Annotated in this window: 13 protein-coding genes; 6 read left to right on the top strand and 7 right to left on the bottom strand. The window is 62.4% G+C overall.

Annotation, left to right across the window (positions count from 1 at the left end):
• Positions 1-20: 20 nt before the first annotated feature.
• From Q0X18_RS10490 to murJ, 4 genes are all read left to right on the top strand, one after another.
• Positions 21-959, top strand: coding sequence for a DUF1385 domain-containing protein (locus tag Q0X18_RS10490; RefSeq protein WP_297562034.1), 939 nt, complete (start codon positions 21-23; stop codon positions 957-959).
• Between the two features lie 98 nt (positions 960-1,057).
• Positions 1,058-2,209, top strand: a complete 1,152-nt coding sequence (locus Q0X18_RS10495; RefSeq protein ID WP_297562037.1) for an exonuclease SbcCD subunit D — start codon at positions 1,058-1,060, stop codon at positions 2,207-2,209.
• A gap of 8 nt (positions 2,210-2,217) precedes the next feature.
• Positions 2,218-4,938 carry an SMC family ATPase gene (locus Q0X18_RS10500; RefSeq protein WP_297562040.1) on the top strand — a complete coding sequence of 907 codons (2,721 nt, stop codon included), beginning with the start codon at positions 2,218-2,220 and terminating at the stop codon, positions 4,936-4,938.
• Between the two features lie 229 nt (positions 4,939-5,167).
• On the top strand, positions 5,168-6,670 hold the full coding sequence (gene murJ / locus Q0X18_RS10505) for a murein biosynthesis integral membrane protein MurJ (protein ID WP_297562048.1): 1,503 nt from the start codon (positions 5,168-5,170) through the stop codon (positions 6,668-6,670).
• Here the strand turns inward: murJ and hspR are convergent.
• The 5 genes from hspR to Q0X18_RS10530 form a co-directional block, all read right to left on the bottom strand.
• The gene (gene hspR, locus Q0X18_RS10510; protein ID WP_297562051.1) at positions 6,667-7,389 is read right to left on the bottom strand and encodes a heat shock protein transcriptional repressor HspR, fused homodimer type; all 723 of its coding nucleotides are present in this window, start codon (positions 7,387-7,389) and stop codon (positions 6,667-6,669) included. The genes murJ and hspR overlap by 4 nt on opposite strands.
• Before the next feature lie 163 nt (positions 7,390-7,552).
• Positions 7,553-8,424 (bottom strand): IS5 family transposase gene (locus Q0X18_RS10515; protein ID WP_297562055.1). Its coding sequence is split into 2 segments (ribosomal slippage): positions 7,553-8,076 and positions 8,076-8,424, totalling 873 coding nucleotides; the frame shifts between segments, so codons are not numbered across the junction.
• 253 nt (positions 8,425-8,677) lie between these two features.
• Complete coding sequence (groL, locus tag Q0X18_RS10520; RefSeq protein ID WP_297562058.1) at positions 8,678-10,315, bottom strand: chaperonin GroEL; 1,638 nt, start codon at positions 10,313-10,315, stop codon at positions 8,678-8,680.
• Between the two features lie 46 nt (positions 10,316-10,361).
• Positions 10,362-10,643 carry a co-chaperone GroES gene (groES, locus tag Q0X18_RS10525; RefSeq protein ID WP_374707529.1) on the bottom strand — a complete coding sequence of 94 codons (282 nt, stop codon included), beginning with the start codon at positions 10,641-10,643 and terminating at the stop codon, positions 10,362-10,364.
• Between the two features lie 284 nt (positions 10,644-10,927).
• Entirely contained in the window at positions 10,928-11,716 is a 789-nt protein-coding gene (locus tag Q0X18_RS10530; RefSeq protein WP_297562063.1) for an RNA methyltransferase, read from the bottom strand.
• A 158-nt stretch (positions 11,717-11,874) separates the two neighbouring features.
• On the opposite strand from Q0X18_RS10530, the gene Q0X18_RS10535 reads away from it, so the two are divergent.
• Entirely contained in the window at positions 11,875-12,714 is an 840-nt protein-coding gene (locus Q0X18_RS10535; protein WP_297562065.1) for a trypsin-like serine protease, read from the top strand.
• A gap of 150 nt (positions 12,715-12,864) precedes the next feature.
• Here Q0X18_RS10535 and Q0X18_RS10540 read toward each other — a convergent pair whose 3' ends face one another.
• Positions 12,865-13,293 carry a hypothetical protein gene (locus Q0X18_RS10540; protein ID WP_297562068.1) on the bottom strand — a complete coding sequence of 143 codons (429 nt, stop codon included), beginning with the start codon at positions 13,291-13,293 and terminating at the stop codon, positions 12,865-12,867.
• A 27-nt stretch (positions 13,294-13,320) separates the two neighbouring features.
• Complete coding sequence (locus tag Q0X18_RS10545; protein ID WP_297562070.1) at positions 13,321-14,142, bottom strand: Fumble domain-containing protein; 822 nt, start codon at positions 14,140-14,142, stop codon at positions 13,321-13,323.
• Positions 14,143-14,227: 85 nt separating this feature from the next.
• Between Q0X18_RS10545 and Q0X18_RS10550 the strand changes: the two genes are divergently transcribed.
• Positions 14,228-15,007: a VOC family protein gene (locus Q0X18_RS10550; RefSeq protein ID WP_297562073.1), complete on the top strand. Its 780-nt coding sequence runs from the start codon at positions 14,228-14,230 to the stop codon at positions 15,005-15,007.
• Positions 15,008-15,120: the final 113 nt, after the last annotated feature.

The following is a 15,120-nucleotide window of genomic DNA, read 5'->3' on the forward strand; positions in this document are numbered from 1 at the left end:
AATGCGCTAAGATGGTTCGGATGAAGTTTGGATTACCCGGCATAAAACTTTTCCGCAAACTGGGTTTTTTTCTCAATCAGGCCGCTCTAGGGGGTAGCGCGGCCCTCGAGGGCGTGATGATGAAGGCCGCCGACGCCTGGGCCCTGGCGGTGCGGCTGCCCAACGGGCAGATTCACGTCGAGCGACACGAGGAAGAGGCCCTGACCAAAAAGTACCCCTGGGCCCGGCTGCCCCTCATCCGGGGCGTGGTGGCGCTGTGGGATGCCATGAGCATCTCCTACAAGTCGCTGTCGCGCAGCGCCGAACTGGCCGGGGAAGAAGACGAGAAGGTCTCGGGGGCGGCCATGTACGGCACCCTGGCGGTCTCGCTGGTGATCGGCCTGGCTTTGTTTGTGTGGCTGCCGGCCCGGCTGGCGGGTTTGCTGGTGGACGAGGAGCGCTTCCGCTTTTTGTTTTACGTGGTGGCCGGGCTGTTCGAGACCGCCATTCTGATTGGCTATCTGGTGTTTATCGGACGCATGAAGGATATGCAGCGCTTCTTCATGTACCACGGGGCCGAGCACAAGGCCATCGCCGCGCACGAGAAGGGCCTCGAGCTCACCGTGGAAAACGTGCGGGCCCAGCCGGCCTACCACCCCCGCTGCGGCACCAGCTTCATCGCTTTTACCGCGGTGGTGGGGGTGTTTGTGTACAGCTTCTTCCCGCCCCTCACGGTGGCCTGGTACTGGATTTTCCCGCGCCTTCTGATGATTCCGGTGGTGGCCGCGGTCTCCTTCGAGGTGCTGCGCTACTCCGCCGCCCACCACGACCCCCTCTCGAGGTTTTTCCGCTGGCTGGGCTTCAAGTTCCAGATGCTCACCGTCAGAGAACCCACCGACGACATGATCGAGGTCGCCATCGAGAGCACCAAGGCCGCCCTGGCCCAGCAACCTGCCGAAAAGCCCGTAGCGGTGGCCTGAGCGCTGCTAACGTAGGAGCCCCCGGACGCAGAAAATTACTAGTAGGGCACCTGGCAAACACAATACCCAAAACCGGCAGGTAAAAGTACAATCAGCCCATGCGTATTCTGCACACAGCAGACTGGCATCTGGGCAAGGTGCTCAAAGGACGGGAACGAACCCCGGAAATTCGGCAGGCTTTGCAGGCGCTCTTGGGGCTGGTGCGCTCGGAGCGCATCGAGCTGGTGCTGGTAGCGGGCGATCTGTTCGACCGGAGCGTGGTGTCCACCGAGGCCGAGGCCGCCGCCTTCGAGTTTTTTCTGGGCCTGCGCGAGCTGGGGGTTCCGGCCCTGGTGATTGCCGGCAACCACGACAGCCGCGAGCGGCTCGAGGCCCTCTCGCCCCTGCTCTCCCTGACCGGGGCCACCGTGTTTGGCAACCTGCGCTTTGCCGAGCAGGGCGGGGTGGTGGAGGCCCTGGGCGCCAGCGTGGCCCTGCTGCCCTTTTTGTCAGAGCGCCGGCTGGTTCGGGCCGGCGACCTGCTGCAGGGCGATAGCGCGGATTGGAAGCGAACCTACGGCCACAGCCTGGAACTCATCCTGAAGAACCTGGCGACCGGCTTCAGTGCCGACCTCAACCTGCTGATGGCACACCTGACCGTGGAGGGGGGCCAGCTTGGGGGCGGCGAGTTCACCTTCCACACCACCAACAGCTACGCCATCCCCAAAAGCGCCTTTCCCCTGAGCCTGAGCTACGTGGCCCTGGGCCACCTGCACCGCCAGCAGCAGGTCTCCGAGGCCCCGGTGGCCTGGTACGCGGGTTCCTTGATCCAGCTCGATTTTGGCGAAAGCGAGAACAGCCACCAGGGGGCCCTGATTGTGGAGCTCGAGCCGGGCCGGCAACCCCTGGTTCATCCGGTGCGGGCGCGCTGGGGCAAGCCGCTCAAAACCTTCCGGCTGAGCCGCGAGACCCTGGATCGCCGCTGGGAGGAGATCCGGGCTTTTCCTGGCTACAGCAAAATTGTGATCGAGGGCCCCGGCAACGCCGCCCTGCGCGAGCGGTTGTTCAGGGAGCTGCCGGATCTGCTCGAGGTCGAGTTCCACACCCCCGAGGCAGAAATAAAAGGCCCCGCCGTGGTAGACACCGAAAACCTGGACTGGGTGGAGGCCTACGCCGAGTACCGCCGAACCGCCACCGCCAGGGAAGCCAGCCCCGAGCTGCTGGAGGCCTTCCGGCAGGTCTACGAAGAAGCCCACGCACCCACGCACTGAACGTTGCCATGAGACCCCTCAAACTGCTCCTCGATGGCTTTGGCCCCTATGCCGAAGCCCAAACCATCCACTTCGACCATGACGTGAGCCTGTTTGCCATTACCGGCCCCACCGGTTCGGGCAAAAGCACCCTGCTCGACGCCATTACCTACGCCCTCTACAAAGCCACCCCGCGCATCGGCTCGAGCGGCCTCAAAGACCTCAAGCACCCCCAGGCCGACTCGGCCCGGGTGGAGCTGACCTTTGCCATGGGCGAGCAGGTCTGGCGGGTGGTGCGGGTGGTGGGCAGGGAGAACCAGAACCGCCTCGAGTACCTCCAGCAAGACCAGTGGAAAACCCATCCCGCTTCCGAGAAGGTACGGGAGCTCGACGCCAAGCTGGCCGAGATTCTGGGCATGGACTACGAGACCTTTACCCGGGCCATCCTGCTGCCCCAGGGCCAGTTCGACCTGTTTTTGCGCGGCTCGCCCAGAGAGCGCCGCGAGACCCTCATCAAGCTGTACGGCCTGGAAGCCCTCCAGGCCATGCGCGAACGGGCGGCGGCCCGCCTCGCGGCCCTGAGCCAGCAGAAAGCCCGCCTGGAAGGGGAGCTGGCTACCCTGGCCGAGGCCGAGGAGGAGCGCATCGCGGCGCTGCAAGAGGAAATTGCCGCGCTGGAGAATAGCGAGAAGGAGCTGAGCCGCCAGGAGAAAAGCCTCGAGCAGACCCTAAAAGCCCTGGAAACGCGCCTGGAGCTTTTTACAGCCCTCGAGGCCCTGCGCCGCCGCAAGCAGACCTGGGAAAGCGAGCAGCCCCGCATCGCCGAAACCACCGCCAGACTCGCACGCGCCGAGCAGGCCGAGCGCATCTGGCCCCAGGTCGAGGCCCTTCTGGCCGGCCAGGGCGAGCTCGAGCAGGCCCAGCGTGCCCTGAGCGCCCACCAGTCGGCGCTGGAAAAGCTCGAGGCCCTGCTCGAGACGCTGCGCCAGGGCTTCGATCCCGAGCGCCTGGAGACGCTCAAGCACAGCCTGGCCCAGATACCCCTGCTCAAAGACCAGGAGGCCCGCCTCAAGCGCTATGGGGGCCAGCTCGAGCTGCACCACCCCAGCCCGCTGCCCTTCGACGAAGACCGCCTCGAGCAGTTGCGCGAGGCCGAGCGGCTGTTTGCCGACCTCACCACAGCCCGCACCCAGGCCGAACGGGCCCAGGCCCGCCTGCAGGCCGCTCTTCGGGAAGCGGAAAAAGCCCAGGCCGAGCGCGCGGAACTGGAAAACAAGCTCCAGAGCCTCAAAGACCTGGGCCAGAGCAAAAAAACCGAGCTGGAAGAAGCTAAAACGAACCTCGAGCGCGAAAAACTCCGGCAGGGCATCGCGCACTACCACCCCCATCTCAAGGTGGGTGAGCCCTGCCCCCTCTGCGGCCATCCGGTCGCTGCCCTGCCTCCGGCCCCGCCCCTGTCCGACCTGCAGGGTTTGCAGACCCAGGTAGAGGCCCTCGAGGCCACCCTCACCGAGCTGCGGGCCGACTACAAAGCCGTACAGAAGCGCCTCGAGGATCTGAACGAGCAACTGCCAAAGCTACAATCACAGGTGCAAACCCTGCAAGCCGAGGCCGATGAGGCCAGCAGAGCCAATGCAGACCTGGAAGCAAAGAGCCGGGCGCTGGGCAGCCTCGAGCAGGTTCGGGAAGAGCGTACCCAGCGCCTGGCCGGACTGGCCCAGGAAATCCGCGCCATAACCGGCGGCCAGACCCCAGCGGCCCACGAGCAGCAGCTTCTGAAAGAACTCAAAGCCGCCCAGGATCGGGCCGATCAGATCGCCCAGGCCGAGGCCAGCCTGACCGAGGCCAGGGGCAAAGTCCAGAGCCAGACCGAGGTGGTGCGGGTGCTGGAAGGCGGCCTGGCCCGGCAGCAGGAGATTGTGGAGAACCTCTGGCGCGAGGCCCGGTTCGATGGCCTCGAGGCCGTCCGGGCGGCCCGCCTGAGCCCAGCCGAGGCGGCGGCCCTGCGCAAACGGGTACAGGAACACGAGCTCGAGGGGGCCCAGATAGCCCGCGACCTCAAGGAGTTAGAAACAAAGCTACAGGGCCAGGAGCCGGTGGACGCGGCCCAGGTGGCCGAACTAAAGCAGCGCCTGGCCGAGCTAAAAGAGGCCCTCAAAGCAGCCCAACAACACCTGGGCAGCAAGAGATCCGACCTCGAGCGCCTGCAAAAGCAGCTCGAGCGTAAGCGCCAGGCCCAGAAAGAGAAAGCAGACCTGGACAAACAAACCGACCTCTGGGAGCAGCTCGAGCAGGATCTCAAGGGCAACCGCTTCCAGGACTTCTTGCTGGAGCGCTATCAGTCGGGCCTGCTCTCCAGGGCGTCCGAACTCATCCAGTCGCTCTCGCACAACCGCTATACCTTGCGGCTCGAGGAGGGCGATTACTTCGTGTTCGACCGCTGGACCGAGGCCCTGAGGCTGGTGCGCACCCTTTCGGGCGGCGAAAGTTTCATGGCCAGCCTGTGCCTGGCGCTCTCACTCTCCGAGCACCTCTCGCGGGGCCGAATCGGCGCGCTGTTTCTGGACGAAGGGTTCGGCACCCTCGACGCCGAAACGCTGGAACAGGTGGCCGGGGTGCTGGAAGCCCTGCCGAGCCAGGGCCGCCTGGTGGGCATCGTCACCCACGTCGAAGCCCTGGCCGAGCGAATGCCCGCGCGCTTGGAGGTCTCCAAGTCGCCCGCGGGGAGCCGTGTGCGCTGGAGGGATTGATTGACTCCGCGGAGTATAAACCGCACCATCTCTTACCGGCTTATTCGTCTAGAAACTGAACCATACCGTTTCCGCTCAAATCCTTCACCGCCATCTGCAATTAAATGATTCAAGCCGACCGAAGGGCGTAGAAAAGCATCTCGCCAGTATCGCTTAGGCTTGCCGAGGTGAACGATACTGCCCAGTCTGGTATAACCCTGGAAGCATTGGAGGCTCGAGGCCCTTCCCTATGTCACGCATCCTTCGCAACACCTTTTTGGTTATGGCCGGCACCCTATCAAGCCGCCTGCTGGGCCAGGTGCGCCAGACCATTCTGACCAACTTACCCCTCCCAGACGTTATAAAAGACGCTTTCTGGGTGGCCTACCGCATTCCCAACCTGCTGCGCGAGCTGCTGGCCGAGGGGGCCATCCAGAACGCCCTGATTCCGGTGCTAACCGGCCTTCCACCCGAGGAAGCCCGCATATTCGCCCGACGCTTTGGGGCCTTTCTGCTGGGGGTAAATCTGGTGATTCTGGGTCTGGGTCTCCTCTTCGCCCCCCAGATTGCCAGCGCCCTGCTCTGGCTGGCCGAGCTTTCGCTGACCCAGCCCAGCCCCCTGCGCGACCCGGCAGTATTCGAGCAGTTGGTGCTGCTGATTCGTCTGGTGATGCCGTTTTTGCTCTCGATCTCGATGGCCTCGCTGTTTTCCTCGATGCTGCAATCGGGCGAGCGCTTCGGTGTCACCAGCTTCAGCCCCATTGCCTTCAATGTGGGTTCCATTGCTCTAATGCTGTTGTTTCCAAGTAGCGTGGTGGCCCTTGGGTTGTCGGTGGCGGTGGGGGGTGCGTTGCAGGCCCTGGTGCAGCTACCCGCCCTCAAGGGCTTTGGCCTCGAGTTCAGGTGGCACCCGGCCTTCCGCACCGCCCTGGGCCGGATTGGCCCCTTCGCCTTCACCACCTCGGTGCGGCAGTTTTTGAACCTGATACTGCTTAGCATTCTGGCCGCCTACCCCACCGCCGCCGTGACCGGCTTCCAGAACGGCGAGCTGCTCTTTACCACGGCACTGGGCCTGCTGGCGGTCTCGCCGGCCATGGCTGCCTTTCCCCGGCTCTCCGCCCTGGCCGGCAACGGCGAGGTGGCCGCCGCCCGCGAGCTGCTCTTCCGCATCATGGCACGGCTGGTGGTGCCCCTGGCTTTTGCCTCGGCCTTGCTGGTCGCGCTGGCCCCCTGGATGGTGGGCACACTCTATGCTTTTACCGACAATTTCTCCGCGGCCAACCGGGCCTATACCACCCAGACCGTGATGGCGCTGGGCTTTGCGCTGCTCCCCTGGGGCCTGAACCAGCTCATGCTGCGGGGCTTCTATGCCGTGGGCCAGGTAAGCCAGGCAGTTAGCGTGACGGTACTGGTGGCCCTGCTCAACACCCTGGGCTACTGGCTGCTGCGGGAGCAGGGCTTGTTCATGCTCAACCTGGCTACCGGGGTGGCCGGCTGGCTGGGCCTGGCAGTTTATGCCCGGCGGCTAGAGGTTTTTCAGATGGTGCGGCCAGCCCAGGTATGGGGTATAACCGCCAGGGCCGCGCTGGCTGCCGCCCCCGCGGGGGGGGTGGCCTACCTGGTGGCAGTTCAGTTTGGCGTCCCGGCCTTCTTTTTGCACAACATTTTGCCCCTTGCGCTGGGGGGGCTGGCGGGCTTGCTGGTGTTTGTGGGGCTGGCCTATGCCCTGCGGCTGCCGCTCAGGCTGCGCTAGCCCGCCGAAGACTTAGCCCTCTTCTGGTCGCTTTTTTCCGGTTTTAGCTCGCGCAAAAGCGCCAGGCGCAGCCGGGCGATCTCGGACTCGAGCCGGTTCTGCTGGATGTCCAGCTCATCGCGCAGGCGGATGATTTCTTCAACCCCTGCCAGATTCACCCCCAGCTCCTGGGTCAGGCGGCGAATCTCCCGCAGCTTCTCCACGTCGCGTTCGGAGTAGAGGCGGGTTTTGCCAGAGGTGCGGCTGGGGGCTACCAAACCCTCCCGCTCATACAGCCGCAGGGTCTGGGGGTGCATGCCCACCAGTTCCGCTGCCACCGAGATGATATAGACGGGCCGCTCCTTATCATCGGCCTTTTTGCTTCTGGGCTCGCCGGGGGGTGGTAGGGCCGGGGGTGTCTTGAGGGCCTCGAGCTTCTCACCCAGCTCCTGCTTGAGCCGCTCGGCCTCCTCGCGAAACCGCTGCTCGAGCGCCCATAGCTCGTCGCGCAGTTTCATAATTTCCTCCACCCCGGCCAGATTCACCCCCAGCTCCTGGGTCAGGCGGCGAATCTCCCGTAGCTTCTCCACGTCGCGTTCGGAGTACAACCGGGTCTTGCCGCCTGAACGCTTGGGCTGAATAAGGCCCTTGCGCTCGTACAGACGCAGGGTCTGGGGATGCATATCCACCAGTTCGGCGGCAACCGAAATGATGTACACCGGACGGTCTTTTTTATCCATATATAAACAGGGCTAAAAGCCCTTGACGTCTTAAGTATACGAAAATCTGCCAGGTTTTATACCAAATTCGGTTAGTACGTTAGCAAAGGGTCGAACACCCTTCTGACCAAGGGGGGTGAATTGCGCTTCACGAAGCCCCAATAAGAGACTGTCTTAATACTTTCTAGGAGGCCAATCTTCTGACCATAAGCCGGATCATCGCTGTGTGGATGAAGGTCTCTGAGCTCTCAGGTAGAAGCTCATAGTCCCGGTTCAGCCTCCGATTGAAGCTCAGCCAGGCAAACGTCCGCTCCACCACCCATCTGCGGGGAATCACCACAAACCCCCGATGCCCCCGCGTCCTCTTCCGCACTTCCTCCTCCAAGTCCTCCGGAAGAGGCTGGTCTTTAGGCCACCAAATACCCCGGAAGTTGGCATCCGGCCTGCGCACCACCTCCACCGTCCAGCCCAAGGTGCGCCGAACCCATTCCTCAAACCTGCGCTTGTACCCCCCATCCACAAACAGATGCGACAACCGCTTCGACAGCCCCCTGGCCCCCTCCAGCACCTCTCGCCCGCCCTCCGCATCCGTGAGGTGGGCGGGCAGCACCTTGACTCCCAACACCAGCCCTTGTGTATCCACCAGCAGATGCCGTTTGCGCCCCTTTACCTTCTTGCCCGCGTCATACCCCCTGACCCCCCTTTTCCCGAGGTCTTCACGCTCTGGCTATCCAGAATCCCCGCGCTGGGTTCGGGCAGGCGTCCTGCTTTACGGCGGGTTTTCTCGCGCAGGGTGGTATGTATCTGTTCCAGAAAACCCGATTTGCGCCACAAACGGAAGTAGTGATAGACGGTTTTCCAGTGGGGCAGGTCATAGGGCATCATGCGCCAGGCGCAGCCGGCGCGGGTGATGTAGAAGATGCCGTTCAGGATTTCCCGCCAGGGATTCTCCCGGGGGCGATGGGGGGCGGCGGAGGGCTGGGGCATCAGGCGTGCCAGTATGGCCCATTCCTGGTCGGTCAGATCGCTGGGGTAGCGGCTTTCTCTGAGTTCCATGCGTGACTATAGCATGAGGGAGGCTATTAAGACAGTCTCTGATACCGTTTCCGCTTGAATCCTTCACCGCCATGCGTAGTCAGAGGTGAAGGATTCAAGCCGACCGAAGGGAGTAGAAAAGCATTTCGGCAGTATCGTTTGGGCTTTCAAAAGTGAACGATACTGCCGAAATGCGTATGATTGAATCCCGCGAAAGCGATTACCCCCTCTCCTTTTCCAAGAAGAGGGGGTAAGAACGTTTTGGATGCTACGATTAGAAGTCCATGTCGCCGCCCATGCCGCCAGCGGGTGCAGCAGGGGCCTTCTTCTCTTCGGGCTTCTCGGCCACCACAGCCTCGGTCATGAGGATCAGCGAGCCGATGGAAGCGGCGTTCTGCAGAGCAGTGCGAGTCACTTTGGCCGGGTCTACAATGCCCCACTCCATCATGTCGCCGTACTCGCCGGTGGCCGCGTTGAAGCCGTAGCTCTTATCCTTCTTGCTGAGGATGTTGTTGACCACCACGCTGCCTTCGTAGCCGGCGTTGGCGGCAATCTGACGGGCGGGTTCTTCGATGGCGCGGAGCACAATCTTGGCACCGGTGGCCTCATCACCCTCGAGCTCCTTGATCAGGTTCTTGATGGCGGGCACGGCGCGCAGCAGGGCCACACCACCGCCCGGCACGATACCTTCCTCTACCGCAGCGCGGGCCGTGGAGAGGGCATCCTCGTAGCGGTGCTTCTTCTCCTTGAGCTCGGTCTCGGTGGCAGCGCCCACGCGGATCACGGCCACGCCACCGGCCAGCTTGGCCAGGCGCTCTTGCAGCTTCTCTTTGGCGTATTCGCTGTCGGTGGTCTCGAGCTCCTTCTTGATGCCGTTGATGCGGGCCTCGATGTCTTCCTTCTTGCCCTTACCACCCACCACGGTGGTCTCGTCTTTGGTGATGCGTACGCGCTCGGCGCGGCCCAGCATGGAGAGGGTAGCGTTCTCCAGCTTGAAGCCCAGCTCCTCGCTGATCACGGTACCACCGGTGATGGCCGCCAGGTCTTTGAGCATCTCCTTGCGGCGGTCACCAAAGCCAGGAGCCTTGACGGCAGCGATGTTCAGGGTGCCGCGCAGGCGGTTGACCACCAGGGTCGCCAGGGCTTCACCCTCGACGTCTTCGGCAATGATGAGCAGGGGCTTGCCGGTCTGGGCGACCTGCTCGAGCACCGGCAGCAACTCGCGCACGTTGCTGATTTTCTTCTCGGTGATCAGGATGAAGGGCTCATCGAGCTGGGCCTCCATCGCGTCGGGGTTGTTGACGAAGTAGGGCGAGATATAGCCCTTGTCGAACTGATACCCTTCCACGAAGTTGAGCTCGGTCTCGAGGCTCTTGGACTCCTCAACGGTGATGACGCCCTCGCGGCCCACCTTCTCCATGGCATCGGCAATCAGGTTACCGATCTCGGCGTCGTTGTTGGCCGATACGCTGGCCACTTCGAAGATGGCCTTGCGATCGTTGACAGGAACGGCCAGCTCCTGGATGTTCTTGATAGCCACTTCCACGGCTTTTTCAATGCCGCGCTTGAGGTCGAGGGGGTTGGCCCCGGCGGCCACGTTGCGCAGACCTTCGCGCACGATGGCCTGGCCCAGCACGGTGGCGGTGGTGGTGCCGTCACCGGTGATGTCGTTGGTCTTGGAGGCGATCTCGATCATCAGCTTGGCGCCGATGTTCTCGAGGTGATCCTCCAGTTCAACCTCCTTAGCTACGCTGACCCCGTCCTTGGTAATGGTGGGGCTGCCGAACTTCTTCTCCAGCACTACGTTACGCCCGCGGGGGCCCAGGGTCACTTTTACAGCATTGGCTACCGCGTTCATGCCGCGCTCGAGGCTACGGCGTGCAGCTTCATCAAAAACTAGCATTTTCGCCATGGTTCTGCTCCTTTCAAAACACCCTTAATAAACGACTTCTGTCGGTTTACAAAACAGCCAGCAGATCGCGCTCGGAGAGAATGATGTATTCCTCGCCGTCGATTTCGATCTCGGTGCCGCCGTACTTAGCAAACACCACGGTATCGCCCACTTTCACTTCCAGGGGCACTTTAGTACCGCTGTCTAGCACCCGCCCGCTGCCCACGGCAATTACCTTGCCCCGCTGGGGCTTTTCCTTGGCGGTATCGGGCAACACGATGCCCCCTTTGGTCTTGGCTTCTTCTTCGATGCGCTTGACCACCACACGATCACCGAGGGGTCTGAGCATGGTTGCGGTTGCCATAGAATTTCCTCCTTACAGGGTTTATTGACAGTCGTGGGTTTTGAGTGTCAACCCAGCTCTATATTATTCGGGTCTTTCCATAAGAATGTCAAGAGGGCTGGGCAAGAAGACCTAAGACACTTGAGTCTACTTATGTCAAGCTGGGGTCAAAAATAAGGTAATCCACAGGGCTTCTCGGTTTTTCTGAGCAGCCGGAGTCGGCTTTGACGGGCTTAGTCGGTTTGGGATCAGCCGTATCTTGCAGCGGCTAGCTGATAGGGTCGGCTAGGTCAATTTCGGCGTTGCCTTTGGGCCTCGTATAACATCAGGGCTGCCGTTACCGAGACGTTAAGACTATCGGCCTGGCCCTGCATGGGAATCTTGACCTTTAGCGTGGCCCGCTCGAGCCAGGTTTGGCTCAATCCCTGGTGTTCCGTGCCCAGCACAATGGCTACAGGCCCGCGCAGGTCCACGTCCCAGTAAGTTTGGTGGGTGTGCGGGGTGGTGGCTACTATGGGGATATTATGCTGCAGTAGCCAGTCCAGCACGGCCTGCTCGGGGGCGGCAAAGGTGGGCAGGGAAAACACCACACCCGTGGAGTTGCGGATGACCTGGGGGCTGTGGAGGTCTACCCCACCCGCCACCAGTACCGCATCGGCCCCGGCGGCGTCGGCCGAGCGCAGCAAGGCCCCCAGGTTGCCAGGTTTTTCCAGCCCCACCGAGACCAGCAGCAGGGCGTTTTTGGGAGGGTGGAAGGTCGCAAGGGAGGGCCGGGGCATCCGGGCCACCACCACCACCCCGGCCGGGTGCTCGCGGCTGCTGATTTTCTTTAAGGCCGCTTCGGAGAGTTCGTGCACCTCCAGGCCAAGCCCTCGAGACAGGTCGGCAACGGTGCGGGCCTCTTCGGGGCTGAGGTGCTCGCCGCAGTAGGCTTCGATTACCTCGAGGCCCGCCGCCAACGCCCGTTCAATCTCACGCGAACCTTCAATCAAAAACGTACCCGTTCGCTCCCGGCCCCTGCGCTCTTTGAGTTCAGCAGCAGCCTTGATGCGAGGGTTGGCCGTCGAGGTAATGCGCATGGGCCCATCTTAACGAAGTTGGTGCGAATCGGGCGCATTCGCTCTGGAAGCACGGCCTGTAACACCAGGTAATGATGTAATTTCTCGTTAATGTGAGCATTTTGGATTTATGCTAGGTGAGCCCATCCATGTTTGGGACAATCAAATCGGGAGGTCGTATGAAGCAGCTCGTTCGGTTGACATTACTCACGGTGCTGGCCCTGGCCCTCGCGGCGTGTGGAAGTTCCATGCAGAGCACCTCGAGCGAAGGGGTTTCCTCGCAAATCACCTACGGCGAACTCGACGGCAACCGCCACCCCTATGTGGGCTTGATGGTCGCTCAAGACGCGAATGGAAACCCGCTGTGGCGGTGCAGCGGGACGCTGATGTCTCCTACGCTTTTCCTCACCGCCGGCCACTGCACTGAACCCCCCGCGGCCAAGGTTGAGATCTGGTTTGATGCCGACGTAGACGCAGGCAGGCCCGGCAATGGCTTCCCCTTCACCGGCCAGACCGGTGGCACGCCCTATACCCACCCACAGTACAACCCCAACGCTTTCTTCCGCTACGACCTGGGGATGGTCGTACTCGATGCCAACCGGCCCATGCTAATGAGCCAGTACGGCGCCCTGCCCAGACAGGACGTGCTCGACCGGTTGGCCCGGCAGCGCGGCCTGCAAAACACCACCTTTACCGCGGTGGGCTATGGCCTGCAACGAATCAATCCGGTCTTTGTCGAAGCCGCACGTGTACGCATGCTGGCAAGGCCGCATCTGGTTCAGATCAATACGGGCTTCACCGGCGATTTCTCCATCCTGCTGTCCAACAACGCCAGCACCGGCGGCACCTGCTTTGGCGACTCGGGTGGCCCCAACTTCATCGGGGACTCCAACGTGATAGGCGGGGTCACCTCCTTTGGCATCAACGGCAACTGCGCCGGTACGGGCGGCGTCTATCGTATTGACAGAAAAGACGACCTGGACTGGCTCGCCACTTTTGGGCTCTTTCCCCAGCCCTAGCTCTATAGTGCACAAACCGACCGATAGCGGCTATCGGTCGGTTCTTTTTTTGGATTGCGGGCTTGCTTCATACGCATTCTTACTCCCTTCGGTCGGCTTGAATCCCTCACCTTTTACATCCAAAGGTGAAGGGTTCAAGCGGAACCGGTATCAGTGGGGCAGCAGCGGGCGCAAGTAGGCACGAACCTGGTCGTATACAAAGGTGTAGACCGAGCCGTTGGGGGTGGTGATCTCCAGCAGATCGCCCCCCTCCTCTACCACCCGGCGTAAAAGCAGGAGGCCCGGTGGGCTATAGAGCTCGACCTGGGCCGCGCGGTAAGCCCCCTCGAGGCGGGGGTGGTGCTGGATGGGGCTATAGGCCGAAATACTTGTTTCGAGAGCCTCCACCGACTCGTGCGACCAAGCCGACTCGTTGGGGTCGAGTAGGTCGTCTTCCTCCAGATGGGCCAGACCCTCAGCGAGCTCGAGCGCCGAGAGCCACAGCACCTCCTCCCCAACTCCATCCGACAAAACCAGTTTGAGGTTGTCGTAGTTGTTGTCGTCTTCTAGGTGGGCCCAGAAGCCCTCGGGGGGTTTCATGGTTTCAGTTTACGACAGGTTTTTGTGTCAAACGTCCTGCGCCAAAAGCGCCGCCCCGTAGGCCGTGGCCCAGCCGGCCAAGGGGGGAATGAGGGGCCTGGGCTCAATCTGGTAAAAGTACCAGACCCGCTCAAAGGCCTCACGCACAGGCGCTAAGTCGGGCAGGTGGCCCACAATCACCATCTGCTTGAGCCCGGCGGCCTGCGCCGCGTTGATGGCAATCATGGCAATTACCTGGCCTACCAGCGTCACCAGGCCGGCGGCCAGGTCTTCGCGGGTAGGGTTGGTTCCGTCTACCAGCCGACCAAAGTTGACCGCGGTGGCATCGGGGGGCAGGTGTCCAATGCCCCCGCCAATCACGTCCACCAGCGTGGAGTCCACGCCGCTGGGGTTACCCCGTTCAGCCAGGCGGGCCACCTCGAGGGGATCGGCAGTCCCTAGCAGCAGCCGGGACAAACCCAGCAAGGTTCCACCCCCCACCGCCGAGCCTGTGAAGTGCTGGGCTTCGCTTCCCCGCGCGGCAACCATGGCCGTACCGGTGCCCGCCGAGACCACCAGGGCCTCGTCCAGGCCCGCCAGCCGCAGGGCTCCCCGCCCCACCGCCTGGGCCTCGCCGATTTTCTGGATGGGAATCCCCTCGAAGGCATCGGGCAGGCGGCGTGACAAACCGCCCGCGCTGGCAATGGTGCGGAGTTCGGCGGGCCGCACGTCCAGGCTTTGCAACACGGCGGCCAGGGCCTCGCTGCTGGCTGGCCCGGTTTTGATGGTCTGGTGCGCCAGGATGGTCTCACCCTCGAGCAGCACCGCATCGGTGTTGGAAAGGCCAAAATCCACGCCAAGTTTCAACATCAAGCCAGAATAACCTCTCCGAGTGCGGTTTTGTGTTTCGCCCCTTATACTTTGCATTTTATAGCACTTTGTATATCATACAACTATGACACAAGACTTGAAAAAAACCCTGGCCCTCACCGGCCTGACCCTGCGGGTGCAGAACCTCGAGCGCCAACTGGCTTTCTACCGCGATTTGCTGGGCCTCGAGCTCGTCCAGCACCAGGGGCCGCAGACCGAGCTGGCCCTGCCAGGCCGCCATTTCACCCTCACCTTGCAGCATGAGCCCAGTGCTCCACTGCGCCCCCAGCCCACCCTGGGGCTGTACCACTTTGCCCTGTTGCTCCCCAGCCGGGCCGCTCTGGCTGCAGTCTTCCGGCGGCTGGTGGAGGCCCGCTACCCCCATTTTCAGGGGGCCTCCGACCATGGCGTCTCGGAGGCAATCTACCTGGCCGACCCCGAGGGCAATGGGATTGAGCTCTACCGCGACCGTCCCATAAACGAATGGCCCTTTCGGGGAAATCGCCTGGCTATGGTCTCCGAGCGGCTCGAGCTAGAAGCCCTCCTGGCCGAAGCAAGGGCCGCTCAGGGGCTCGACCCCCAGACCACCCTGGGGCATATTCATCTGCATGTGCGCGATCTGGACGAAGCGCAGGCTTTTTTCGAGGGGCTGGGGATGAAGCTCATGCAGGGGGATTATCCCAGCGCTCGTTTCCTGGCCGCCGACGGCTACCACCACCACATCGGCATCAACCTCTGGGCCCGGGGCCGCACCGCGCCCCCCGATGCGACTGGCCTGCTGGCTTATCGGATGGCCATACGAGGCGCAACCCCCCAGCGCCTTACCGACCCCAATGGAGCGTTGGTACAGGTTGAGCCGCTTTGAGAAGCCTGGCCCCTAAGCCTCCAGCCAAGTTTCGCTGTTCAAAAACCCTTGGCACTTCCCGCGGGAACCCCAGGATTTGGCAACCTCGCAGCGGTGGAAAAGTGAGCCTTAGC

Source organism: Meiothermus sp. (genome assembly GCF_026004075.1).
GTDB lineage: Bacteria > Deinococcota > Deinococci > Deinococcales > Thermaceae > Meiothermus.